The following is a 22,810-nucleotide window of genomic DNA, read 5'->3' on the forward strand; positions in this document are numbered from 1 at the left end:
TCATCATTAATCTCTTCTACCCATTATAAAATAGTTCTGTTTCATTTACAAACGCTATCCTCTATTATTCAAAAAGAAAGTATTTGTCAGATAGACTTTTTTTCGTTACGATTAAAGAAATAAAAGAAAGTGAAATCGAGGAGACACATGAGTAGCTATTCATTAAAAAATCAATCTAAGACACAACTTAATACAATTAAAGAGCACTATCAAGCATTCTTACAACCTAAAGTTCCCGCGCACGCCCTTTTCGTAGCCAAAGCACCTGGCGTAACGGTTACAGCATACCATTCAGGAACAGTCTTATTTCAAGGAAATAACGCCGAAACAGAAGGAAATCGTTGGGACAATTCCTCAACAAGTTCATCCACTCCTAGCAATTCAACAGCAAAAAAAACAAGCAGTAACTTACCTACTGGCTTTTCTCAGTGGAACGTGGTCGGTAGCGATGAAGTTGGAAACGGTAGTTATCTAGGTCCAGTCGTCGTTTGCGCTAGCTATGTAACCAAAGAACAAATGCCTTTACTTAAAGAGCTAGGGGTAAAAGATTCAAAAATGCTAAAGGATAGCGAAATCATCAAAATAGCTGCTGACTTGAAACATGTCATTCAATATCAAGAACTTGTGGTTACACCACAAAAATATAACGAAATCCAACCAAATTATAACGTCAACCGTATGAAAGTTGCCTTACATAATCAAGCAATTTATTTATTGTTAAAAAAAATAGCACCTGAACAACCACAAGGCATTTTAATTGATCAATTCACACCTGAAGGTAATTACCGAAAATATTTAAGTATGGAAAAAAATCAAGTCAAAGATGACCTTTATTTCACGACTAAAGGAGAACAATATCATCTGGCCGTCGCTGCCGCATCAATTATTTGCCGCGCTAGCTTCTTAAATGAATTGAAAAAAGCCAGTCAGGAACTTGGTTTCAACGTTCCTTCTGGTGCGGGCAAACCGTCTGATTTAGCTGCCGCTAAGATTTTAAAACGCGGGGGTATCGAATTATTAAGCAAATACGCCAAACTTCATTTTGCAAATACCGATAAAGCAAAAAAATTATTAAAATAACCGCTCAAAAGCCTATGAAAAAAACTTTTCATAGGCTTTTTTTATCATATCAATCGGCGTTAGCGCTTCTTCGCTATTAGCTTGTGATGGAGCGCTTGAATCACTCTCAACTGAATTTGACGTACTAGTTTCAGGTGAACTAGTATTTGTCGATGACGAAGCTACCTCTTCACTCACCTGTTCAGAACTAGAAGAGCTTGTGGTCATTTCTTGACTCGTTGTTGATGTGGCTTGAGATTCACTAGTACTTGTTTTTGTGTTATTTTCAAGAACAGATAAAAACAACTGAACCTCATCGTGGCGGCGGTTGACTAAACCTTGTGATTTTTCTTTACCCGCGTAGACATAACGTTCCATCTCCTTAGCAGCCTTTTTCCACTCTTGTTGATTAATATAGATTAATAAATCAGAATCTTTCAAAATTTCTGCACCTAAGTTAAAGTGAAAGCTAGCTAACGCATCGAATTGGTCTTGAGTCAATGGCACCTTTATAACCTGTTCCATATAGGCAACATGATGTTTAATATCTTTTTTTAAGAAATCCTCGGCTTGTTGTTGCGTGATAGTCATACCTTTTTTGACATCCTTCGTGTGACCGTAACCGATTGTCCAGACACCAATAATGTCTTCGTAGGCTTCTAAACGAACGCCTTCCCATTTTTTAATGAGATTAATCCCTTTCGCTGAAATTTCCATCTAACTCATCTCCTTTCAACCATTTAATAACATGTAATTTCTTAATGTTAGTGTATCAAGAATTTGGTTTAAGCAAAAATTATTGGCTTAAATCATCAAAAAACCTCAGAAAATTTTTCTGAGGTAAGACAATATAAGTTATTCTACTTTAAGTTTTAAGTTTTTCCAAAATGATAGGCCATTAATTCCAATAGTAGCGAATGTTAAAATCCATAACATTGAAGACATCGTTGGCGTTACATCCATTAAAGCCGCTAAATCTTCTTCCTCGATCCACTTGACAACAGCACTGTATTCAGCACAAATAGCTAACGCTGTTAAAGACAAACTAGCGTAGCTTAACCAACGACTGTTTTTATTTTGAAACGTCAGAATAACACCCACAATCCCCAATACAAGTCCTAAAGCACCTAACATCATTCCCATAACAAATCCCTCCGTCCTCCAAGTATTAGCGATATTATAGCACCCTCAGCTATTACATAAACTAAATTAGATTCATTTTAAATGAACCTTAAACTTTTTGGAACAAAAAGACCTAACACCATAAAAGGTATTAGGTCGATAATGTTGATTAAAATTATTCTTCTTCTGCTGCAAATGCATTGAAGACTTCTTCAATCATATCCCACTCAGCGTCAGTTTCGATAGGTTTTAATTCGCCTTCAGAATCGTCTTCGCTTTCGATGTATTGGTAAGCTAATAAATCAATTTCTTCTTCGCCATCTTCATCGAATTCAGCAGGGTATAGTAAAACGTATTTTTTGTCAGCAAATTCTTCTTCGCCGTCAATTGTTAATAAAATTTCGAATAATGCTTCGTTACCAGCTTCATCAATTAATGTGATGAATTCACGGTTTTCATGATCATGGTTATGATCGTGGTTGTGGTCATGGCCACATCCGCATCCTTCGTGTTTTTCTTCTTTATGGTCGTGACCGCATGCGCAATCGTGATCGTGATTATGTCCCATTCTGTTACCTCTTCCTTATTATTAATATTTATTATTTTGAATGTCTATCCAAATAATTTTGTAAAATCATCACCGCAGCTAATTTATCAATGACTTTTTTACGTTTGCTACGTGAGGTATTGGCTTGTTCTACTAACATACGCTCTACTTCAACCGTTGTTAAACGTTCATCTTGATATTCAACTGGGATATTATATAACTCTTCTAGGGCCGTGCCGTACGCTTGAGACGCTTCAGCTCTTGGTCCTAACGTGTTATTCATGTTCTTAGGTAACCCTAAAACCACTTTTTCGACTTTGTATTCGTCGATTAACTCTTTGACACGCTCGTAACCAAATTCACCGGCTGCTTCATTAATTTTAATTGTTTCGATTCCTTGGGCTGTCCAACCTAAGCGATCACTAATGGCTACGCCAACCGTTTTAGAACCGACATCTAATCCCATAATTCTCATTAACTAATCCCATTATCAGATAAATAACTTCTGATTAACTCTTCCATAATTTCATCACGTTCATGGCGACGAATTAAATTACGTGCCTCTTTGTAACGTGGAATATAAGCTGGATCCCCAGATAGTAAATAACCAACAATTTGATTCACTGGGTTATAGCCTTTTTCTTCTAACGCATGATAAACAATCCGTAACGTTTCACTGACTGGTTGTTTATTTAAGTCATTGACGTCAAATTGCATAGTCTCATCTGTATAACTCATCTAACATCCACCTCTTTCTGCTGTGTATCTTCATTTTACAAGAAAGGGGTTTAAACTACAAATAATATTTTTTAGCCTTTAAACTCAGAACCAACGACAGCGTCTTCTGGTAAAACTAAAATCCCTTTTACTTGAGGCGCATTTGGTAAGTTTAATTCTTTGGCAGAACATACCATTCCGTAGCTATCCACGCCTCTTAAATTACCTGGCCAGATAATTAAACCATTCGGCATCATAGCGCCTGGTTTAGCTACAACAACTTTTTGCCCCTGTTCAATATTTGGTGCACCACAAACAATTTGTAATTCTTCCCCATTGTCTACTTCAATTTTTGTCACTGATAAGTGATCAGAATCTTCATGAGGTACACATTCCTTAACATAACCAACGACAAATTTGGGACTATTGTCCGCTACTAAGTTCGCGTCAAAACCAGCGTCACTTAATTGCTCATTTAAACTAATCACTTGTGATTCTGTTAAGAAAACTTGTCCTTGTCCTTCTAAATCATTTAAATAAGTGGAAACATCGAAGAAGTTATATCCCACTGTCTTATCAGCAGTAAAAACTTTTGCAACGTTTCCTTTGCGCTCAAAAGAAACTTTCTCTGATCCTGAATTGTCGACAATCGCAACTAACACGTCGCCAACGGCTTCTTTATTATATGAAAAAATCATCCCTTACTCCTAATTCTAAGACTTACTACTTTGTCTATTTTTTTTGCTTTTGATATCCTTGTCAGAACGAACAATCAGTACATCACATTTAGCATGACGGACAACATATTCGCTGACACTCCCAATAATAACACGTTCAACAGCATTTAAGCCAGATTGACCAATCATAATTAAGTCGACATCATATTTTTCTGGTAATTCTTCGGTCATCACGAATTTTGGGGTGCCAAATGTTAAAACAGTTTCTAAATTGTCAAAATCTTGCTTACTTGCATACTCGACGTAATCTTGTAACATAGTTTTTGAGCGATCTTTTTCCACCTCAATAATATCAGCGCTTGTTAAGGCATACCCTGTATTCCCAAACAAACGGCTTTCGATAATATGAGCTAAAATGATTTTTGCATCGTTACGTTTGGCTACTGCTAACGCCTTTTGAAATGCGGTGAAAGCCTGATCACTACCATCAATACCAACTAAAATTGTTTTATACTCTTGCAATAACATAACAAACACCTTCCTTTTCTAAATAATTGAAAAACTATTAATAAAAGGGTGTGATGAACTCGATAACTTGCTCTTTCGTTTTGCGTTCTTTGCTGACGAATCTTCCGAGTTCTTGCCCTTTATCCACGATAATAAAACTTGGAATCCCCATGACCCCCATCTCGATGCATACATCTAAATACTCGTCACGGTCTATTTCAACAAATGATAACTCTGGAAAAGTGGCCATGATTTCTGGCAAATATGGTTTAATAAAGACACAATCACCACACCAATTAGCAGTGAAGAATAAGACATGTTTACCTGTATTAATTAATTCTGCTAAATGTTCTAAGCTAGTTGGTTTAATCATTAAAATGACCTACTTCCCGTAAATGATTTCATTAATTTTTTCGTTTGTTAAGGTTGTCATTGACGTGATTAACATTTTCTTAGCTGCTTCATAATCGGATAGACGGTACATCGTTTGATGCGTATGAATATAACGTCCTGGTACACCGATAACCGTACTTGGAATACCATCGTTCATCATGTGAGCTGCCCCAGCATCTGTTCCACCTTTTGATACAAAGTATTGATGTGGAATTTCGTGTTCTTCTGCTAAATCTAGTACGAATTCACGCATACGTTTTAACATGATCATACCCGGGTCAAAAATACGTACTAAGAAACCTTCACCTAATTTACCAAAGGTCTCTTTTTTACCTTCTAAGTCATCTGCTGGTGAGCAGTCAACCGCAAAGAATAAATCTGGTTTAAATTTATGTGTTGATGGACGTGCACCACGTAAGCCAACTTCTTCTTGAACGTTAGCGCCGGCTACTAAGTGAAATGGTAACTCAACGTCTTTCAACGCTTCTAACATCTCAATAACAGCGACACAGCCATAGCGATTGTCCCACGCTTTACCGATTAAGTTTTTACCGTTTGCTGAAACAACTGTTTCAACATCAGGAACAATACTGTCACCTTGACGCACACCGTACTCTAAGGCTTCTTCTTTTGATTCAAATCCAGCGTCGAATAAAATATCCGTCACTTGTACGTTGCTTTGACCATTTGAACCACGTAATAAATGTGGTGGAACTGATGATGAGACGATTGGGTAATCACCTTTGCGTGTTTTTAATGTGAAACGTTGTGCTGAAACAACATAAGGATTCCAACCACCTAAAGGTTGCACACGCATTAAACCATTGTCCATAATCTGCGTTAACATAAAGCCGACTTCGTCCATATGAGCGGCTACCATAACTGTTTTAGCTTCAGGGTTTTTACTTTTTTTAATTCCAAAAATACCGCCTAAGCCATCGTATTCAATACGATCAACTAATGGTGTCATTTTTTTGTTCATTAAGGCACGTACATCGTCCTCAAAGCCACTTGTTCCTTGAACTTCTGTTAATTCTTTAATGAGTGAGATTGTTTTTTCTTCCATGATTTATCAATCTGCCTATGCAGATATCCACCTCTCTATCTTCTTTCTTTTATTATACCTCATTTTTTGCAATTTGTTATAACAAACTCCATCAAACATGAGATGTTTGGAATTTTTTTTATCTGTGGTACAATGTTTATGAATATGATAGGAGGTGTCTTGATGGCACAGAACAAAAATAATGCCTTAATTGGTTGGGGACTTGTTGGCGCAGCAGCTTTAGGAATTGCTGGTGGCATAGTGGCTAACAAAAAATATCAAGAAACAAAAACCTTATCACCTGAAGAAATTTTAGAGTTAATTAAAGAGCACTTTTTAAAAGAAGGCACAATTGAGGGAGCTTGGATTAATTATACAAAAGAACCTTTACGCAAATTTGCTGTGACATATACGACTTACAAAGGTGGTATCACGCGTAAAGAAGGCGACGAAACCGTTCAATATGAATTTATCGCTGACGCTCAAACCGGTAGTATTTTAGATGTTTATCCATTATAACAAACAAACCAGACACGACGATTAAGTCATGTCTGGTTTTTGCTTTCGCTTAAAATGATGGAATTAACGACACTTTATTTTCTTCATTTTGTAAGTAGTCACGGACACCATCACTGGCAACGGCTTTTTTCAAGACTTGAATCGCTTCTGAGTCCTGATTGTCTTCACGAGCCACTAAACTAATCGCAAAATGATTGTCGTTTGGTGTTTCTAAGAATAACGCGTCTTCCGGTGTTAAATTGATTTTTTTCAAGTAAGTTGGGTAGTTGTAAACTAGTGCCATATCTGGTTCGTCATACGCTGAAGCTAAGTTTACTAAGTCGATTTCTTTAAAATCAAAATCTTTAGGATTTTCAACAATATCTTTAACTGTTCCTTCAAACGCCACACCGTCTTTTAATTTGATTAAGCCTTTTTCATCTAGAATGGCTAAGGCGCGACCTTGATTTGATGGATCGTTTGGTAAAGCAACTTTTTTACCGTTCGGAATATCTTCAATGTTTTTATATTCTTTTGAGTAGAATCCAACTTTTGCATCATACACGGGTTGAACAACCACTAAATTACCTTTATAGGCTTCGTTGAAGTCTTCCATAAATGGTTTGTGTTGTGCTAAATTAGCGTCAACTTCTTTATCATTTAATAATTTATTGTATTGCACGTTATCATTAACGCGTACCATCTCAATCGTGTAGCCTTCTTTTTCGGCTTCTTTGTTGGCAATTTCTAAAATATCCGCCACTGACTCCATTTGAGAAGCGACTTTAATGACTTTTTTCTCTGACTCTTTGCTTTGGCTGTCAGAATTTTTATTGCTCGTGCATCCTCCTAATAAAACGGCAAAACTTGCTAATAAGACTAATGTTTTCTTCATTTATAACTCTCCCTTATCTTCTTTTATCTATTTTTTTTGATACAAATGAACCCAATAATTGAATCAAGACGACCATCACAATCATTAACACAATGGTCAAATACATTAAAATAAACTCATACGATTGATAGCCATAACGAATGGCAAAATCCCCAATACCTCCACCACCAACGACCCCCATGATAGTTGAATAAGAGACCATTCCAATTGTCACTGTTGTAAAACTCAAGACTAAACTAGAACGTGCTTCCACGTATAAGAAATTAAAAATAAATTGACGTAAGGTTGCTCCAAGAGATTTGGCTAAAGCAATCGTTTCGACTGGCACATCCAGTAGTGATTGTTCAACCATCCGACCGTACTGAGCCACCGCCACAAATGAGAGTGGGAGTGAAGCTGCGCCTGTTCCAAATGAGGTCCCCAGTACTAAACGCGTAAAAGGAATCAAGGCCACGACTAATAATAGAAATGGAAACGAACGGACTACGTCAACATAGACAATCGCTAATTTGGATAAAAATTTCATCGCTGGGTGTTTTAGTTGATCGGTTTTTCCTAAGAAAATTAAGGTCCCCATCGGTAGTCCAATCAAAAGTGCTACCGTCATCGACACGAGCAACATTAATCCGGTTTGCGCACACGCGGTAAATAGTTCTACTCGGTACGTATTAAAAACTTCGATTATTTCTTTCATTGCAAATACTCCACAACTTGCTGATAGTAATTGGCTGATTGTGTGACAACCTCTTCAGGTTCCACTTCAATCACCGCTAATAAATTGCCTTTTTCCATGATGCCTGCGCGCTGGCACCATTGTTTTATTAACGGTAATTCATGGCTGACAAAAATCACGGTGGTGCCGAATTCCGTCTGCACTTGCTTAAGGAGCTTCATGACTTCAAAGCTATTCTGTGAGTCAAGCGCCGAGGTCGGTTCGTCACACAATAAAATATCTGGTTTCGTCACTAACGCTCTGGCAATGGCGACTCGTTGTTTTTGCCCGCCACTTAGTTGTACGGGATACTTGTCTTGGAATGGTGTCATCCCAACAAATTCCAAAACATTAGCAACTAACGCATCATCTGATTTTCCCTGTAATTTCAATGGTAACTTCACGTTCTGCTTGACCGTTTGATTTTGCAACAAATTAAACTGTTGAAAAATCATCGCCGTCTTTTGAACCATTTTTCTTAGTTCTTGCTCATTCATTTGATTCAATGATTGACCATTTATCAAAATATCACCTGAAGTGGGAACTTCTAAGCGATTCATTAACTTTAATAAAGTTGATTTTCCCGAACCACTCTCACCAACTAAACCGAAAAATTCATTTGGTTTAATGCGGAGCGATACAGAATTTAAAGCTGTTATATTCTTTTGGTTTTGCTGATATATTTTCGAGATATTTTTTAATTCAATCACTCGCTACTGCACCTCCTGATAGACACCATAATGCCATAGTATGAACACAAGCTCAAAGAAACCTTGTGAAAAACACAAAAATAATTTTCCTGAAAAATTAACGAGCCTATCATACCAACTATTACAGAGTTTCTAACTGTTACACAAAGAACAATTTTGTATTTTTAAAACAAAAAAAGAGAAGCTAACTCGCTTCTCTTGCTTGTTTATCGAGTGGTATCACACGATCAAAGCCACGTTGTTCTTCTGTACTTAATTTATGCCCGACTTCAATTACTGTACCAGGATAAGCGTTAATTATATCACGAATTGTTAACGAAGTTTGTTTGTCTAGTGCAGAAGTCCCTTCATCAATTAATAAAACCGGACGCTTCCTTAATAAAGCTCTAGCAATTTCTAACCGTTGAATTTGCCCACCTGACAAATCGCCTTGTCCCTCACCTAACAAATAATCCCAGCCCTTTTCAGCAACAACATCCGCCAACCCAACTTGTTCGATGACATGCTCAAGCGCCTCGTCTGAATAATCTTCGCCGAGCGTTACATTGAATAATATACTACTGTTAAAAATATAAGGTGTTTGCTGGACATAAGCAAAGTAACGTTGTAATTCTAATTGGGAAAGTTTTTTTACTATTTGATTATTAATAAAATATTTACCTGTACTTAACTCATGATGCCCTTGCAGTACTTTTAACAATGTACTTTTCCCATAACCTGACGGCGCGGTAATTAGGATTTTTTCGTTTTCTTTCACTTTTAAATTAGTAGACGGCATTAAGACATGCTGTCCATCTGAAACGATAGCACCGCTTAGTTCCAATGAATCAAACTTAATGTGCTCCTGAGGCTCAAATTCATTTAGTGAACTTGTATTCTCCGTAGCAAGGATTACCTCCAAGTTCTCGATAATAGCATCTGTGGTCGCTTTTTGATTTTTCAATTGCATCATCTGAATCAACGGGTTAACAAAGTTATTGGATAATTGGAGCACGCCCATAAAAATGCCCAAACTTAGTTGCCCTTCAATGACCAAATAAATACCCACCGCAAAAGGCAACATCATGCCTGATATCCATGAAACCAAATAAACAAAGGTATCTGATAGTGAGACTATTTTATTCATAGTCGCTAATTTATTTTCTAATTGATTAGTTGCGACTGTTGCACGTCTTTCCATGGGCTGTATCGTTTGATAAGTTTTGATTGTCGTTAAACCATCTAACGTATCTTTGACCATTCTGACGTATTGTTGATTAGTTCTTTGCCACTCAGCGCTAGCTTTTGTTATTTTCCTTTTAGTTAACTTGCCAATAATTAAGGGTAGTAACGAACCAATAAAGAAGACGATCGTCATACGAACATCAAATAGCAACGCACCGAACACGGAAATAACAACTGTAAAAAGACACGTTATCGCCATTAATTCGACTTGTAAAGCATTCGTTTCTAACTGTTTTAAATCATTAGTTAGAAACGCTAGTCCTTCTTTACTTAACGCTTTATCATTGCTATTCAAATATACCGACATCACTCTAGACCTTAGCGATTGATTAATTGATTTGATTAACTTAATTTTACTCAATTTCGACAAATAGTTTACCACGGCAAAAAGAGTTAACAGTGTAATGCCTACTATTAGAACTCGTTTGAACAACTGACTATCTTGTTGGGTGGCGGCAGTAGTAAAACCACTCACAATATACGCCATCATTAATCCTTGAAATGATACAACCAAAAATAAAGCCAAACAAAGCAACCATTCTCTTTTTTTCCCATATTTAATAATTAACATCTCAACCACTTCCTTTCACTTTGATTGTAAAATAAATAAAAGAACGTTAAACTAAAATTACAATATACTGTAAATATAGAGGTGAGCAGATGAAAACTTATGGTGAGGTATTTCACTATTTAAGAACAAATAAAGGCATGAGATTAAAAGAATTATCCGATGAACAACTGTCCATTTCACTCATTGCCCAATTTGAAAAAAATCAATCGAAATTATCTTATGACCGCTTTATTCGCTTGATGAATAAATTAGAAGTTTCTTTTGATGAAGTACAGGCTCTTTTAGAACAATCGACTTTAGAAAAGAGCTATGAAGACATATTAATGAACCAGTACCAAAATATAACGAATAGTGTAGTCGGTTACGATAAAGAGTTATTTTCTCAACTACATCAACAATTAATACAAAAATCACAAGAATTTTTTACATATTTACAAAAGCATCCTAGTTTACGTTTAGCTCATTATTACCAATTTGTATTAATTAATAATCAGATGTGGTATGAACTCTCCGCACATGATAAACAACTGAAATTAAGTTATTGCCAAACAAAAGTACAATCCTATTTATCACCGATTATCCAATACTTACTTTCGGTTGATAACTGGGGAGTGTATGAAATTTCTTTAATGAATCGTTTTGCCATTGCTATGCCCATTGATTTACTTATGAAATTAATGAATCAAGCAACCAAAAGAGCCAAAAACTATCAACACCTTCCAGGAAACCAAGAAATGATTTTTAATGTTTTTTTGACTTGTTTTTCAGTAGCCTTAAACTTGGATGCATTTGATGAAGCCAAACTCATTCTCAAAAAAATAAGAGACCATCTAAAAACAACTCCAGATACACGTTACGCTATGCGTTTAATGTTTTATGAATCATTGTTACAAAATAAAATGGGGAATAATCAAGAAGGCGAACGACTTTTCCAACAACTGATAGAAACCTATAATCTAATAGGATTACCTGAACTAGGAAAAAAAATAACAGAAGAACGAAAAAATATGGAATACTCAGAACAACAAGGAGCATTTTCCGTCTATATTTATATTGTTTAAGACAAAAAAACAGGCAAACCACTCTTGCATCTGAGTAGTTTGCCTAGTCTATATTTATTTCACAAATTGTGCTTCAACGCGATAAATTGGTTGGCCTTTACTTGAGAACTTCTCTTCGTATTCGGTCATCACATTTCCTTCAAAGTCAGAAGCATGTAAGTCTAACCAGACTTGTTTTAAACGCATGCCATATTCCGAGAAACTGACTAATGAATATTCAAATAAACCGCGGTTATCGGTTTTGAAGTGAACTTCACCGTTATCGACTAAGATCGTTTCATACGTTGCTAAAAATGTTTTATATGTTAAACGACGCTTCGCATGGCGTGTTTTTGGCCATGGATCAGAAAAGTTTAAGTATAATAAATCAACTTCGCCTGCTTCAAAATACTCCGTTAAGGCTGAGCCGTTAACGTGTAATATTTGCAAATTAGGTAATTTTTCTTCTAATTGTTTTTCTAGAATTGAGACTAAAACACTTTCTTCTAATTCAATCGCGATATAGTTAATATCTGGATTTTGTTTCGCCATTCCTACGATAAAACGACCTTTACCAGAACCGACTTCGATATGTAAGGGTTGAACCTTTTCAAAGCGTTCTTGCCATTTTCCTTTATGGCTTTCAGGATTTTCTACAACGTATTGGGGATTTTGTTCGATTAACTCTTTTGCCCATGGTTTGTTTCTAACTCTCATAATTACTCCTCTTCATAGAAAAAGCTGAGCGAGTCTGCACTTGCTCAACTTATTCAAAAATAAAATAGTCTTTTAATAACTTTAATTCTTGTTCTATTTTTTCATTATTTTGTTGCAAATGGTAATGCTTGATATTTAGTAACAACATCATGCCAATGTACCACTGAACTTTTTGCATATAATCGGGTGTCACTTCCACACCGTATGCTTGTAACCACGCTTGCCATTCATCTTTAGGAATATAGCGACATAATATATATGCGACATCAACAACTGGATCCGCAAGTACGCAATTGTCCCAATCGACTAAATATAAGCGTTGATCATTCGACACGTACCAGTTGTGATGAACCGGATCACCATGACACACACAACTATCCGTATCGCTTGGTAAATGATCTTCTAAATATCTAAAGACACGATGTAAATAATGATTATCTTTTAATTCTTGCGGTACATCTTGTGCATATTCTCTTAAAAAATCAAAGGCGCTACGTTTATGTCCGCCAACTTTGCTTAACATATTTTTTAGAGAACTTGAATGATGTAAACGCAATAATAATTTAATCACTTCTTGGTTTTCTTTCATATCAGCCGCGCTTAAAACGTTTCCGTCAAGCCATTCTTGGGCTGTGATAATATCGCCGGTCCCTGTTCGCTTTGTCCACAACAGTTTAGGCGCAACGCCTTCTTGAGAAAGTGCAGCCAGAAACGGTGTGGTATTACGTTTTATGAATACTTTTTCAGTATTGCGAATGCCCATATAAGACTTACCGGTATCTCCCGCAATGGAGTGCAGGGTCCAAGTATTATCAAATTGAAAATCAGTTTCCATACTTCCCTCCACCATTTCTTAGTAATTAAACTCTCTTCAAGAAAAACTAGCATTTTCTATTGTATATCGCAATGTCTTAAACGTCAAGATAGGATATCGTAACATAGGTTTTTATTTTTTGAGACGCAGTGGCACATAAAGGTAGCTTAGAACTAAACTAAACGCAATAGTCGCTGCAACGGCTAAGCCTTTATTAGCTAAACCATTGACTGTGATAGCTAAAACAATAGCCAAAATCACAGCAGCAAGCAGTAATAACACCGCCATTACTTTTTGGAGTCCCTTTTGCTTCTGACTGTCCGGAACAGGATATAGTTGGGTCATAACCATGTAATCAAATTGGTGATACATCGGAATTAATTGGAAACCAATTAAAAAGATAGCGACTAAACTAATAGGTAAAGCCATGTATAAACTCTTCGCGAACCATAACATGACAATCGCTACTAATAACAACCTCACAAACATCCCACTAAATTCATTACCACGTACAAAACTTCTCGCAAACAAATAGACATACGGATTTTTATCATTTTTCGTGACTTTTGTTATCAAGCCATCGAAATAGCTACGACGTTTGACTTGACTCTTAATACCTGGCACATCCGTGAATAAATTAATAAACTGATAGATTTTTTTCTGACGACTATTTTCAGCTTTAATCGCCTGGTCCCAGTCGAAAATCCCCTGAGCTAAGATTCGTTTCGTTTCTTTATTGAAGCTAAGGACCCATCCTAGTGAGCCACACATCGCAAGAACCGGATTAAAAAGTAAACCTAAACCAATAAAAAGGACAGCTATTAACCACAAATTGCGAGTCGCCGTTTTCTTCTGTTTAGCCGGCAACTGATACAAAGCCTGTTGTTGCAGTTGCAGATGAGAAAATTTAAATGCCAACATCATGAATAAAAATGGTGATAAGCCGATAAACGTTTGACTAGCATCTGTTAACAATAGCGGTCCAGACAACGCCACGACAAGGACTATAACAAACATAGGAAGCATTAATGAATGCTTAAATGCCTGATTTAAATAGCGGCTAATTTCTTTTTCTTTAGGTAGTAAAAAAACTTTATCAGCTTCTTCGACCAAGGTCGCCAATCGACCGATAGATAAAGCACCTAACCAGATAAAACCGACTAATACCTTAATCATCAGCGGATGCTCCGCAATAACTTTAATAAATTCTGTATAATAAAAAACAAAACCACCGACTAAAAATAGTAATAACAATGACATGTGATCATTAAAGACATACTTCAGATATCGAAATAATTTCTTTTGGTAACGACTTAAGCGTAATTGGAACAGTTCTGCCATTAAGCATTCCCCTCTTCCTCGGTCAGCTTAACATAGATTTCATCAAGTGACGCTTCAGGTAATGAAAACTCTCGGCGCAACTCAGCCATCGTACCTACTGCTCGTATTTTCCCTTCATGTAACACGACAAAACGATCACAATATTTTTCAGCGGTCGCTAAAATATGTGTTGACATTAAAATAGCTGCCCCTTGTTCTTTCATTTCGTTCATCAATTCTAACAAGGCGTGAATCGCTAATGGATCTAATCCTAAAAAAGGTTCATCAATAATATACAAACTTGGTTCAATTAAAAAGGCACATAAAATCATCACCTTTTGTTTCATTCCTTTTGAAAAATTTGACGGAAACCATTCTAATTTATTTTCGAGACGGAAGGTTTTCAATAAACTTTCTGCTCGCTTCATCCCTTCTTCTAACGGAATATCATACGCCATACATGTAATTTCGATGTGCTCTTTTAACGTCAATTCTTCGTACAGAGCAGGCGTTTCTGGGATATAGCCAATTTTTTTACGATAAACAGATGGATTATTTTTTAATTGCTCACCATCAATCGTGATTTCACCTTTTTGTGGTGTTAAAAGACCGATGATGTTTTTAATCGTCGTACTTTTACCGGCTCCATTTAATCCGATTAAACCAACTAATTCACCGGACGACACGTCAAAACTAATATCTTTTAAAACAGGTAAATGGCCGTAACCCCCTGTTAGATTATCTATTTTTAAACTCATTTTTTTCCTCCTATATGAACTCCACTATATTATAACATAATTGTGTTTTTACAATCATTTCCTTTTGACTTTAAATAAGACTTTCCTTATCATTAACTTATATGACTCACTCAGGAGGGAACAAACATGACAGACTGTATTTTTTGTAAAATCATTTCAGGTGACATTCCAAGCTATAAAGTCTATGAAGACGATGAGGTATTCGCCTTTTTAGATTTATCACAAGTTACGAAAGGTCACACACTAGTTATCCCTAAAAAGCATGTCACAGATATTTTCGAATACGATGATGACTTAGCTGCTAGTCTATTTGCGCGTGTACCCAAAATCGCCCGTGCGTTAGAAAAAGCTTTTCCAGAGATGCAAGGCTTAAACTTAATTAACAACAATAAGGAACTAGCGTACCAATCAGTCTTCCATTCTCATATCCACTTAATTCCACGTTATGCTACTGATGACGATTTCGGTTTGAAGTTTGGCAACAACCAAACAAAATATTCAACAGAAGAAATGTTGGCTATTGCTGAAGCCATTAAAAATGAGGTGAACTAATATGGCTAAATTTTCTAAAGGAATCTTGTTCGGTTCACTTATCGGTGGAGCGTTAGGTTTACTTTATGCACCTAAAAGTGGCAAAGATTTACGTCAAAAATTTTCTAGTGATGTTAATCAATCAAAAGACAACATGGTCAATGCAATCGATACATCCGTCCAAAATGTGAATGAGATGCAACAAAGTTTAACCGATTTAAACCAATCATTAGCGAACTTTAAAGCAGTCGCACAAGAAACCTTACCCAAAATTGCTAGCGAAACGAAAGAAACTATCGAAGCGTTCAAGTTCCAATCAAAACCACGTATTAAAGAAATTAAACAGACGACTGAACAAATTAAACAACATCTTAACGATTTTAATAGCCCGCAAAAATAGTTTTTTTAAGTTTCGTTTAAGTTATATATGTTTAAATATTTAATAGAATTTACTTTACTATAGTTTTAATAAATTTAAAGTATGGTATATTATTATAGGATAGAAAAACATACATAACTAAATCATGAGAAATGGAGTCACAAAATGAAAAGCAAAAAGTTTAAATTAGCGATTATTGGATTCATTTGTGCCACTACGTTAGCGGCATGTTCATCTGAAAAAAATGAAGACGTTATTACAATGAAAGGTGATACTATCACAGCTGTAGATGTCTACAACGAAGTAAAAACAGATAGTACTGTTCAATCAAAAATCACCAACATGATTTTACATAAAGTAGCCATGAACGCTTACGGCGATAAAGTGGATTCAAAAGAAGTTGACAAAATGTTCAAAGAGACAAAAGATCAATATGGCGATTCATTCGCTTCAGCTTTATCTCAACAAGGCTTAACTGAAGAGTCTTATAAAGAAGCTTTAACTGCTAATGCTGCCTTTGAAAAAATGTTAGAAGCTCATATTAAAGTTAAAGACGCTGACTTGAAAGAAGTTTGGGCTAACTTCCATCCAGAAGTAGAAACTCAAATAATCGCCATGACAGACGAAAAAGAAGCGAAAAAAGTTTTAGAGGAAGCGAAGAAAAAAGACGCTGATTTTGCTAAATTAGCTAAAGAAAACTCTACATTAGAATCAGCTGCTGATAAAGGAACCACTAAATTTGATTCCACTGATACAACTGTTCCAGATGAAGTTAAAATAGCTGCATACAAATTAAAAGATGGTACTGTATCAGACTTAATCAAAGTCACTTCATACGATGCTAACTACCAAGAAGTTACAAACTACTACATCGTGAAAATGGTTAAAAATCAAGAAAAAGGTAATGATATGACACCTTTCAAAGATCAATTAACTAATATCGTAAAAGATAACAAAAAGAACGATAGCGAATTCCAAGTGGACGTTATCAGCAAAGAATTCAAAAAAGCTAATGTAAAAGTTAAAGATGAAGATATTTCTTCAGTCATTAGCCAATTCATCCAAGAAGATGAAAAATCTACTGAGTCTTCTACAAAAGATTCAGCTAAAACAACTGAATCTTCAAAAGCAACTGAAGAATCAACAGAAGCATCTAAATAATATAAAAAACGTTGTTCCCGATTTGGGAACAACGTTTTTTTACTATTTATTTAATTTAACATTTGGGTAAATAGAAATTTCGGTTGTCCAAACCAAAGATTCGTTCTGTTCTCTCACCCGGTTCAATCGAGCGTAAAGCTCCTAACATCATCTGAATTGACGCATCCAGATTATCTAATTGATGCAAGATTTCCGCTTCCATAATTTGTGGCCTAACTGGTGAGCCATATTCTAACAAGCCATGATGTGACAATACCATATGTTTCAAGACAATCACATCTTCAGACATTTGATCCAACTTTAACTCCTCACAAGTCTTCGTAATCTCTTCATCAATAATGACAATATGTCCCAGTAAATTACCTGCTAGCGTATATTCAGTGCTCACTGAACCCGAAAGCTCGATTACCTTTCCTAAATCATGTAATAATGTACCTGCGTACAATAACGATTGATTGACTTCTGGATAAAAATGGGTGATACCTTTTGCCAGTCGCAACATTGATAGCGTATGGAAAGCCAATCCTCCAGAAAAGGCATGATGATTACGTTTTGCGGCTGGAAATTCGTAAAAGGCCTCGTGATACTTTGTATAAAGATGACGAACAATGCGATTCCACGTGGCATTTTGAATATCAAAAATCACTTGTTGAATTTCTTCTTCCATCGCTTCACGTGTCATCGGAGCTGCTTCCATATATAAACTCGGATCATTTGGCTCTAACTCCGTTGCTAAACGCATATTCAAAATTTTAATTTGTGGTGCATTTTGATAGGCTTCGCGTTTTCCGCCTAAAAGGACGACTTTTCCTGCAGTGAATTTACTGATTTCATCCTCACTTGCTCCCCAAAACTTCCCGTCAATCGTGCCTGACTTATCTTGAAAAGTAAACGCGATAAACTTCTTACCATTTTTTGCAACACGTACATCAGCGTTTTTTAATAGTACAAATATTTCAAATGTTTCATCTAATGTTAATTCTTTTAATTTCTTCATCGTTCCTCCTATAAATTAAGCATGTCCACTTGATAAGTTTCAGCAAATTCTTTTAATGTGATGTCTGAGCTAAAACAAATCACTTGAACGTGACGACTTAGTTTATGTAATGCTTTAAACAAAGCAATCTTCCGCTGATAATCATAATGTAGCCAACTATCATCAATTAGTAATGGTGCTAAGCGGTCATCGCTATGGATTGTTAAAAATGCTAAACGCATGGACATATATAATTGATCTTTTGTCCCAGTTGAAAGTTCACTCAACGTAAATTTTTTACCTTTAGCATGTTGAGCGACTAACTGCCCTTTTTCGAATAAACAATATTGATAGTTTCCTAATGTTAAATCGTTAAAGTAATCCGAACAAACATTTAATAATTGTGGCAATTGCTCGCTCCCCATGACATCTTGAATATCTTGAGATAATTGCGCCACTAACTTATGGACTATCCACTCATCTTGCACACTATTGATTTCACCTCGTAAATTGGCTTCCATTTGATACAGTTCTGCTAACGAGCTATCTTCTTCCATACGTTCAATTGCGTAGTTCAGCGCATCATACGCTTCTTGTTTGTCCTTCAGTTGTTGTTCTAACGCCTTAATTTTTGTTGCTTGCTCTGCCTGTTTAGCAGTTAATTGTTCCAAATCATAGGTTGCTTCTGGATTAAAATTAGGAGTAATTAGTCGTTGCTGATGTTCCAGCTGATTTTTTGCTAATTGTTGAGCTTCTTGTTTCTTAATAAAAGCTGGTAATTCTTCAAACGTCGTCATACCGTATTGTTGCAAACGTGGGCGAAACTGATTAATTAACGTTTTACGTTGTTGACGAGCATTTTTTAAAGAATCAAATATTTGATAGGTATCAGAGTTTTCTAGTAAATATTGTTGTTGTTTTTGTTGCATTAAATGAATATGATTGGTTACTTCAGAAAGTTTAGCTGGCATCTCTGATACCTTGACACCAAAACGTTCCACTAACCATGAATGATTAGCTAAGTAATCTTCTAAATACTTTTCATTTTCAGCAATTGACTCAATCATCTCTTGCGTTGTAACTTGCATATCGAACAAGCGCTCACGTAAATTGATTTCATCTAGCCACTGTTCAGCTGTCTTCTCTTGATTGAATTGATAAATTCCCGCATAGGCTTGTTTTTCAACTTTAATCTTATAAGCCTCTTGATCAAGGTTTGTTAGCCAATCACTGTTTTTGGTCATCTGTTGGTCTAAGAGCGCCAATAACTCTTGTTGCGGATCTTCGGTTTCTTTTTTTCCAAAAAACTGATATAAAAAGTAACCTAGCAAGCCAAGACCTAGTAGACCAAAGGCCAAAGCAAACCACTTCATCTTGATAATCATTGAAAAACCAAGTGCCAATATACTAAATGCAAAAGCACCATATAAATATTTGTAGTCAACTGGCGCTGAAACTTGCCTCACTTCTAGCTCAGTTGCGACGGCTTTCTCTTTTTGCTGTAATAGGTCGCGCTCACGTTCACGTTGCTCTTGATAATTCTTTTGAAGTTTAAGCTCACGCACTGCTAAGGCTTGAATCTCTTTTAAACCTTTATTTTCTGGATAGAAGGATTCTTCGATATCTTCAATTTTTAGGTGATTTTTTAGCGTCGCGATTTCTTCTTGTTTATCAGCTAATGAACGTTTCAACTGTTCCACATCACGTGCAAAACTTTCAACAAGAGAGCGGTCTTGTTGATATTGTCTAAATTGCTCTTCATTATTCAGATAATAAGCTAACTCTTCACTATCCGTTTTAGCTGAATGCAATAATTGTTCTTCAGTTAAACGACGTTCTTGCTCATCTAAAATTTGATACTTTTGATAGGCTTTATGGTACATACCTAACGTTTCATCATCTAAATCAATTTCAATTTTTTCGACTTCACTCTTTAACTCAGCAAAGCGTAACCAATCGTCAAAATGGTTGATACGGCGTCCTAGTTTATCGGTTAATTGTCGTTCTTCTTGTAGGAAGAGTTGTGCTTCGTTAATTTCATCCATTAAGTTGTCACGATCAAACAGTTTCTTTTGATAAACTTTTTCTTCATTTTCTTTTTGCACTAATTGCTGTTTTAATCCTTCGTACTCTTCCAATTGTTGATTCAATTTCGGATTTTTACCACGTGGTCGGTAGACTTGATCAGCTAATTTTAAGTTATTCTCCTGAAATTCGACGAGTTTTTTACTCCCAACTAGCCCGATATTTAATAATTGCTTTTGTAAGTTTTCTTCAGATAACGAAGCTAAGGATTGTAATTGATTTTGATCCAATCGGAAAACTTCATCAAATAGTTCTTCGTTAAGGGGTGCTAGCATATCTTGCAAGAACGCTTCATCAGCTTGAGAGCCATTAGCTAAGACCACAATCGCTTTACCTTTATTTTCGGTCTTGAAGCGTTTAATCGTCAACTCACCATAAACTGGATGATCAACCACCATCTCTCCACCAAATAAGGCTTGTTCTCGTGGCTCGTATGATTGAAGACTAGCATTTTTTCTTGGAAAACCAAATAGCATCGTTTTGATAAAGTGATACATCGTAGATTTGCCTGCCTCATTTACACCGAACACTAACGTCATCTCATCTGAGAGATTAACTTGTTTATTAATTAACTTCCCGAAACCAACAATATTTAGCTGTTTAATTTTCATGACGCGTCACCTCATCTCTGAAAGCAAATGATTCATTAAATACGCTATTTGCGTGTGCTATTAATTCTGCTTGCTTAACATCATCGATTGCAACTAATTGAGCAGAAGTAGCATTTTTATACAAATCACCCATCAGTTCTTGGAAACGTTCTGATTCTTGATAAGCAGCTAATAAATTGGCTGCTTTTGTTTGAGTAATTGGCAAAGCAAAGCGTTCAAATTCAAAATCTGGTTGCGTTTCTAACGCATACAACCATGTTTTTTGATTAGATGCTTCAAAAATTTCATTTTGCAATAAATAAAGTAATTCTTTCTTTTGAGTGGTATCTTCTAGGAGACTTGCAAATTTCTCCGACATATTCTCAAGTTTCACTTTGACTAACTGATAGTCCCCACCCTCTCGCTTAAACAATTGGCGAGAATGGTTAATTAAACTTTGCATATTATCCACTTGTTTAACATCTAGTTGTTCCTGAAGCCAAGCAACATTCGCTACATGGTGCCATTCATATAACAATTGATTCCCATCACTCGTCACCAATACGTAGGCACCACTGTCCTTTTCCTTCTGTGTATGAGGAATCAGACTACCTGCATAAATTATAGGTGGTTGTTCTTGCACAATTTGAGGCTGATGAATATGCCCTAAAGCCCAATAATCATAGCCTTTTTGGGCCGCAGTCATCGGTGAGAACGATGCGTATTGGTTTTCTCCCACTTGTCCATGGAAAAAGCCAATATGATAATCAACCGTCGACTCACGTTGTGGATATTTTAAGGTCATCGACTCAGTTAGCCAACGATGTTCGTAAGAAAAACCAGTTATAGCCACTGTCTCCCCAGCTTGTGTTTCAAGCGTAACCGTTTGAATTTCTTCTGAATCAAACAAGTAAACATTTTTAGGAAAGTCAAACCAGTAACGATGCGCTTGATAATAGTCATGATTACCAAAGGATAAAATCACTTTAATTTGTTGTTGTTCTAAACGTTTTAACTGCTGAATAAAGAAATTTTGGGTTTGAATCGTAATGCGTGGTTGGTGAAACGTATCGCCAACCATTAAGAGAAAATCAATATCATGACGGATGGCTTCATCCACTAGTTTGACCATGGTCTGTTGATTTTGTTTTAACAAATTCGTTGCTAAAGAATAAGGAATCTTTCCTAATCCTTCAAATGATTGATCTAAATGTAAATCTGCAACATGCATGAATTTCATCGTCATCTCTCCCTAATCTAATTAAAGCCCTTCGACTTTTAGGTTAAAAAAAAGCTGTCTCAATATTATTAATACAGAGACAGCCTATTTATTATTTATCTTCGTATAATTCTTTAACTGGCGTCATGATTATTCTGTTTAAATCGTTAATGATGACACTAAATGCTTGTTCTTTTTGCATTAAATTTGCAATTTTTTCAGAAGCTTGTACTTTCTCCGTTAATGATTGGGCTTTTTCAGCATCCTCATCTGTAAATTCTTCACCAGTCATTTGTTTTTGTTGGAATGATACTTGTAACTCTTGAAACTCGATGAATAATTTATATGCTTCTTCGTCAGCTTTTAATGTAGCGAAAGCTTCTTTTAACTCAACGAATTGAGGGATTTCACGAATTTCTTTTTCGATTTGGTTGGCACTATCATAAATATTAACTGTCATAAATTTAATCTCTCCTCTAATCTATTAATTGATACTATTATTGTACCATTAGTCATGGTATTTGCCCATCTAAAGTAGCTCAA

General features: G+C 36.0%; 27 protein-coding genes. 6 read left to right on the forward strand and 21 right to left on the reverse strand.

The window, feature by feature from the left end:
* The first annotated feature begins 147 nt into the window (after window positions 1-147).
* Entirely contained in the window at window positions 148-1,080 is a 933-nt protein-coding gene (gene rnhC / locus FA707_RS07320) for a ribonuclease HIII (protein ID WP_136953604.1), read from the forward strand.
* 12 nt (window positions 1,081-1,092) lie between these two features.
* On the opposite strand, the gene FA707_RS07325 is transcribed toward rnhC, so the two are convergent.
* From FA707_RS07325 to pepA, 9 genes are all read right to left on the reverse strand, one after another.
* On the reverse strand, window positions 1,093-1,776 hold the full coding sequence (locus FA707_RS07325; protein ID WP_136953605.1) for a lysozyme: 684 nt from the start codon (window positions 1,774-1,776) through the stop codon (window positions 1,093-1,095).
* 138 nt (window positions 1,777-1,914) lie between these two features.
* Window positions 1,915-2,202 carry a hypothetical protein gene (locus FA707_RS07330; protein WP_136953606.1) on the reverse strand — a complete coding sequence of 96 codons (288 nt, stop codon included), beginning with the start codon at window positions 2,200-2,202 and terminating at the stop codon, window positions 1,915-1,917.
* A 154-nt stretch (window positions 2,203-2,356) separates the two neighbouring features.
* Window positions 2,357-2,749: a DUF1292 domain-containing protein gene (locus FA707_RS07335; protein ID WP_136953607.1), complete on the reverse strand. Its 393-nt coding sequence runs from the start codon at window positions 2,747-2,749 to the stop codon at window positions 2,357-2,359.
* Window positions 2,750-2,780: 31 nt separating this feature from the next.
* Complete coding sequence (ruvX, locus tag FA707_RS07340) at window positions 2,781-3,203, reverse strand: Holliday junction resolvase RuvX (RefSeq protein WP_136953608.1); 423 nt, start codon at window positions 3,201-3,203, stop codon at window positions 2,781-2,783.
* Window positions 3,203-3,466 carry an IreB family regulatory phosphoprotein gene (locus tag FA707_RS07345; protein ID WP_136953609.1) on the reverse strand — a complete coding sequence of 88 codons (264 nt, stop codon included), beginning with the start codon at window positions 3,464-3,466 and terminating at the stop codon, window positions 3,203-3,205. The genes ruvX and FA707_RS07345 overlap by 1 nt, the downstream gene beginning before the upstream one ends.
* Window positions 3,467-3,537: 71 nt before the next feature.
* Window positions 3,538-4,143: a YtpR family tRNA-binding protein gene (gene ytpR / locus FA707_RS07350; protein ID WP_136953610.1), complete on the reverse strand. Its 606-nt coding sequence runs from the start codon at window positions 4,141-4,143 to the stop codon at window positions 3,538-3,540.
* Between the two features lie 15 nt (window positions 4,144-4,158).
* Window positions 4,159-4,650, reverse strand: coding sequence for a universal stress protein (locus FA707_RS07355; RefSeq protein WP_136953611.1), 492 nt, complete (start codon window positions 4,648-4,650; stop codon window positions 4,159-4,161).
* Between the two features lie 37 nt (window positions 4,651-4,687).
* Complete coding sequence (locus tag FA707_RS07360; RefSeq protein ID WP_136953612.1) at window positions 4,688-5,002, reverse strand: thioredoxin family protein; 315 nt, start codon at window positions 5,000-5,002, stop codon at window positions 4,688-4,690.
* A gap of 9 nt (window positions 5,003-5,011) precedes the next feature.
* Window positions 5,012-6,088, reverse strand: a complete 1,077-nt coding sequence (pepA, locus tag FA707_RS07365; protein WP_136953613.1) for a glutamyl aminopeptidase — start codon at window positions 6,086-6,088, stop codon at window positions 5,012-5,014.
* Between the two features lie 162 nt (window positions 6,089-6,250).
* Here pepA and FA707_RS07370 point away from each other — a divergent pair, with 162 nt between their 5' ends.
* Window positions 6,251-6,586 carry a PepSY domain-containing protein gene (locus tag FA707_RS07370; RefSeq protein ID WP_136953614.1) on the forward strand — a complete coding sequence of 112 codons (336 nt, stop codon included), beginning with the start codon at window positions 6,251-6,253 and terminating at the stop codon, window positions 6,584-6,586.
* A gap of 49 nt (window positions 6,587-6,635) precedes the next feature.
* Here the strand turns inward: FA707_RS07370 and FA707_RS07375 are convergent, their stop codons facing one another.
* The 4 genes from FA707_RS07375 to FA707_RS07390 form a co-directional block, all read right to left on the reverse strand.
* Window positions 6,636-7,460, reverse strand: coding sequence for a MetQ/NlpA family ABC transporter substrate-binding protein (locus tag FA707_RS07375; protein ID WP_136953615.1), 825 nt, complete (start codon window positions 7,458-7,460; stop codon window positions 6,636-6,638).
* A 13-nt stretch (window positions 7,461-7,473) separates the two neighbouring features.
* A complete protein-coding gene (locus FA707_RS07380; protein WP_136953616.1) occupies window positions 7,474-8,154 on the reverse strand; it encodes a methionine ABC transporter permease in 681 nt (226 codons plus the stop codon).
* Window positions 8,151-8,882, reverse strand: a complete 732-nt coding sequence (locus FA707_RS07385) for a methionine ABC transporter ATP-binding protein (protein ID WP_136953617.1) — start codon at window positions 8,880-8,882, stop codon at window positions 8,151-8,153. Before FA707_RS07385 ends, FA707_RS07380 begins: the two co-directional genes overlap by 4 nt.
* 184 nt (window positions 8,883-9,066) lie before the next feature.
* A complete protein-coding gene (locus FA707_RS07390; RefSeq protein ID WP_136953618.1) occupies window positions 9,067-10,677 on the reverse strand; it encodes an ATP-binding cassette domain-containing protein in 1,611 nt (536 codons plus the stop codon).
* Between the two features lie 89 nt (window positions 10,678-10,766).
* Between FA707_RS07390 and FA707_RS07395 the strand changes: the two genes are divergently transcribed.
* Window positions 10,767-11,738 (forward strand): Rgg/GadR/MutR family transcriptional regulator, encoded by a 972-nt coding sequence (locus tag FA707_RS07395; RefSeq protein WP_136953619.1) that lies wholly within the window; start codon window positions 10,767-10,769, stop codon window positions 11,736-11,738.
* A gap of 54 nt (window positions 11,739-11,792) precedes the next feature.
* Here the strand turns inward: FA707_RS07395 and trmB are convergent, their stop codons facing one another.
* The 4 genes from trmB to FA707_RS07415 all read right to left on the reverse strand — a co-directional run bounded on the left by trmB (window position 11,793) and on the right by FA707_RS07415 (window position 15,326).
* Complete coding sequence (gene trmB, locus FA707_RS07400; protein WP_136953620.1) at window positions 11,793-12,434, reverse strand: tRNA (guanosine(46)-N7)-methyltransferase TrmB; 642 nt, start codon at window positions 12,432-12,434, stop codon at window positions 11,793-11,795.
* 49 nt (window positions 12,435-12,483) lie between these two features.
* Window positions 12,484-13,269: a phosphotransferase family protein gene (locus FA707_RS07405; protein WP_168177371.1), complete on the reverse strand. Its 786-nt coding sequence runs from the start codon at window positions 13,267-13,269 to the stop codon at window positions 12,484-12,486.
* Window positions 13,270-13,380: 111 nt separating this feature from the next.
* Complete coding sequence (locus tag FA707_RS07410; protein WP_136953622.1) at window positions 13,381-14,589, reverse strand: ABC transporter permease; 1,209 nt, start codon at window positions 14,587-14,589, stop codon at window positions 13,381-13,383.
* Window positions 14,589-15,326, reverse strand: coding sequence for an ABC transporter ATP-binding protein (locus tag FA707_RS07415; RefSeq protein WP_136953623.1), 738 nt, complete (start codon window positions 15,324-15,326; stop codon window positions 14,589-14,591). The genes FA707_RS07410 and FA707_RS07415 overlap by 1 nt, the downstream gene beginning before the upstream one ends.
* Window positions 15,327-15,452: 126 nt before the next feature.
* On the opposite strand from FA707_RS07415, the gene FA707_RS07420 reads away from it, so the two are divergent.
* The 3 genes from FA707_RS07420 (at window position 15,453) to FA707_RS07430 (ending at window position 17,397) form a co-directional block, all read left to right on the forward strand.
* Window positions 15,453-15,878: an HIT family protein gene (locus FA707_RS07420; protein ID WP_136953624.1), complete on the forward strand. Its 426-nt coding sequence runs from the start codon at window positions 15,453-15,455 to the stop codon at window positions 15,876-15,878.
* A gap of 1 nt (window position 15,879) precedes the next feature.
* Window positions 15,880-16,257: a YtxH domain-containing protein gene (locus FA707_RS07425; RefSeq protein WP_136953625.1), complete on the forward strand. Its 378-nt coding sequence runs from the start codon at window positions 15,880-15,882 to the stop codon at window positions 16,255-16,257.
* A gap of 144 nt (window positions 16,258-16,401) precedes the next feature.
* Window positions 16,402-17,397: a peptidylprolyl isomerase gene (locus tag FA707_RS07430; RefSeq protein WP_136953626.1), complete on the forward strand. Its 996-nt coding sequence runs from the start codon at window positions 16,402-16,404 to the stop codon at window positions 17,395-17,397.
* Between the two features lie 55 nt (window positions 17,398-17,452).
* Here FA707_RS07430 and FA707_RS07435 read toward each other — a convergent pair whose 3' ends face one another.
* The 4 genes from FA707_RS07435 to FA707_RS07450 all read right to left on the reverse strand — a co-directional run bounded on the left by FA707_RS07435 (window position 17,453) and on the right by FA707_RS07450 (window position 22,727).
* Window positions 17,453-18,394: a 3'-5' exoribonuclease YhaM family protein gene (locus tag FA707_RS07435; RefSeq protein WP_136953627.1), complete on the reverse strand. Its 942-nt coding sequence runs from the start codon at window positions 18,392-18,394 to the stop codon at window positions 17,453-17,455.
* An 8-nt stretch (window positions 18,395-18,402) separates the two neighbouring features.
* A complete protein-coding gene (locus FA707_RS07440) occupies window positions 18,403-21,069 on the reverse strand; it encodes an AAA family ATPase (protein ID WP_136953628.1) in 2,667 nt (888 codons plus the stop codon).
* Window positions 21,059-22,288 (reverse strand): metallophosphoesterase family protein, encoded by a 1,230-nt coding sequence (locus FA707_RS07445; RefSeq protein WP_168177372.1) that lies wholly within the window; start codon window positions 22,286-22,288, stop codon window positions 21,059-21,061. Before FA707_RS07445 ends, FA707_RS07440 begins: the two co-directional genes overlap by 11 nt.
* Window positions 22,289-22,379: 91 nt before the next feature.
* On the reverse strand, window positions 22,380-22,727 hold the full coding sequence (locus FA707_RS07450; RefSeq protein WP_136953630.1) for a YlbF/YmcA family competence regulator: 348 nt from the start codon (window positions 22,725-22,727) through the stop codon (window positions 22,380-22,382).
* Between the last annotated feature and the right edge of the window lie 83 nt (window positions 22,728-22,810).

This window comes from Vagococcus zengguangii (genome assembly GCF_005145005.1).
In the GTDB taxonomy this organism is placed as follows: Bacteria; Bacillota; Bacilli; order Lactobacillales; family Vagococcaceae; genus Vagococcus_A; species Vagococcus_A zengguangii.

Coding starts and splice junctions, on each gene's coding strand:
- rnhC (WP_136953604.1), top strand. CDS start 148: ATGAGTAGCTATTCATTAAAAAATCAATCTAAGACACAACTTAATACA.
- FA707_RS07325 (WP_136953605.1), bottom strand. CDS start 1,776: ATGGAAATTTCAGCGAAAGGGATTAATCTCATTAAAAAATGGGAAGGC.
- FA707_RS07330 (WP_136953606.1), bottom strand. CDS start 2,202: ATGGGAATGATGTTAGGTGCTTTAGGACTTGTATTGGGGATTGTGGGT.
- FA707_RS07335 (WP_136953607.1), bottom strand. CDS start 2,749: ATGGGACATAATCACGATCACGATTGCGCATGCGGTCACGACCATAAA.
- ruvX (WP_136953608.1), bottom strand. CDS start 3,203: ATGAGAATTATGGGATTAGATGTCGGTTCTAAAACGGTTGGCGTAGCC.
- FA707_RS07345 (WP_136953609.1), bottom strand. CDS start 3,466: ATGAGTTATACAGATGAGACTATGCAATTTGACGTCAATGACTTAAAT.
- ytpR (WP_136953610.1), bottom strand. CDS start 4,143: ATGATTTTTTCATATAATAAAGAAGCCGTTGGCGACGTGTTAGTTGCG.
- FA707_RS07355 (WP_136953611.1), bottom strand. CDS start 4,650: ATGTTATTGCAAGAGTATAAAACAATTTTAGTTGGTATTGATGGTAGT.
- FA707_RS07360 (WP_136953612.1), bottom strand. CDS start 5,002: ATGATTAAACCAACTAGCTTAGAACATTTAGCAGAATTAATTAATACA.
- pepA (WP_136953613.1), bottom strand. CDS start 6,088: ATGGAAGAAAAAACAATCTCACTCATTAAAGAATTAACAGAAGTTCAA.
- FA707_RS07370 (WP_136953614.1), top strand. CDS start 6,251: ATGGCACAGAACAAAAATAATGCCTTAATTGGTTGGGGACTTGTTGGC.
- FA707_RS07375 (WP_136953615.1), bottom strand. CDS start 7,460: ATGAAGAAAACATTAGTCTTATTAGCAAGTTTTGCCGTTTTATTAGGA.
- FA707_RS07380 (WP_136953616.1), bottom strand. CDS start 8,154: ATGAAAGAAATAATCGAAGTTTTTAATACGTACCGAGTAGAACTATTT.
- FA707_RS07390 (WP_136953618.1), bottom strand. CDS start 10,677: ATGTTAATTATTAAATATGGGAAAAAAAGAGAATGGTTGCTTTGTTTG.
- FA707_RS07395 (WP_136953619.1), top strand. CDS start 10,767: ATGAAAACTTATGGTGAGGTATTTCACTATTTAAGAACAAATAAAGGC.
- trmB (WP_136953620.1), bottom strand. CDS start 12,434: ATGAGAGTTAGAAACAAACCATGGGCAAAAGAGTTAATCGAACAAAAT.
- FA707_RS07405 (WP_168177371.1), bottom strand. CDS start 13,269: ATGGAAACTGATTTTCAATTTGATAATACTTGGACCCTGCACTCCATT.
- FA707_RS07410 (WP_136953622.1), bottom strand. CDS start 14,589: ATGGCAGAACTGTTCCAATTACGCTTAAGTCGTTACCAAAAGAAATTA.
- FA707_RS07415 (WP_136953623.1), bottom strand. CDS start 15,326: ATGAGTTTAAAAATAGATAATCTAACAGGGGGTTACGGCCATTTACCT.
- FA707_RS07420 (WP_136953624.1), top strand. CDS start 15,453: ATGACAGACTGTATTTTTTGTAAAATCATTTCAGGTGACATTCCAAGC.
- FA707_RS07425 (WP_136953625.1), top strand. CDS start 15,880: ATGGCTAAATTTTCTAAAGGAATCTTGTTCGGTTCACTTATCGGTGGA.
- FA707_RS07430 (WP_136953626.1), top strand. CDS start 16,402: ATGAAAAGCAAAAAGTTTAAATTAGCGATTATTGGATTCATTTGTGCC.
- FA707_RS07435 (WP_136953627.1), bottom strand. CDS start 18,394: ATGAAGAAATTAAAAGAATTAACATTAGATGAAACATTTGAAATATTT.
- FA707_RS07440 (WP_136953628.1), bottom strand. CDS start 21,069: ATGAAAATTAAACAGCTAAATATTGTTGGTTTCGGGAAGTTAATTAAT.
- FA707_RS07445 (WP_168177372.1), bottom strand. CDS start 22,288: ATGAAATTCATGCATGTTGCAGATTTACATTTAGATCAATCATTTGAA.
- FA707_RS07450 (WP_136953630.1), bottom strand. CDS start 22,727: ATGACAGTTAATATTTATGATAGTGCCAACCAAATCGAAAAAGAAATT.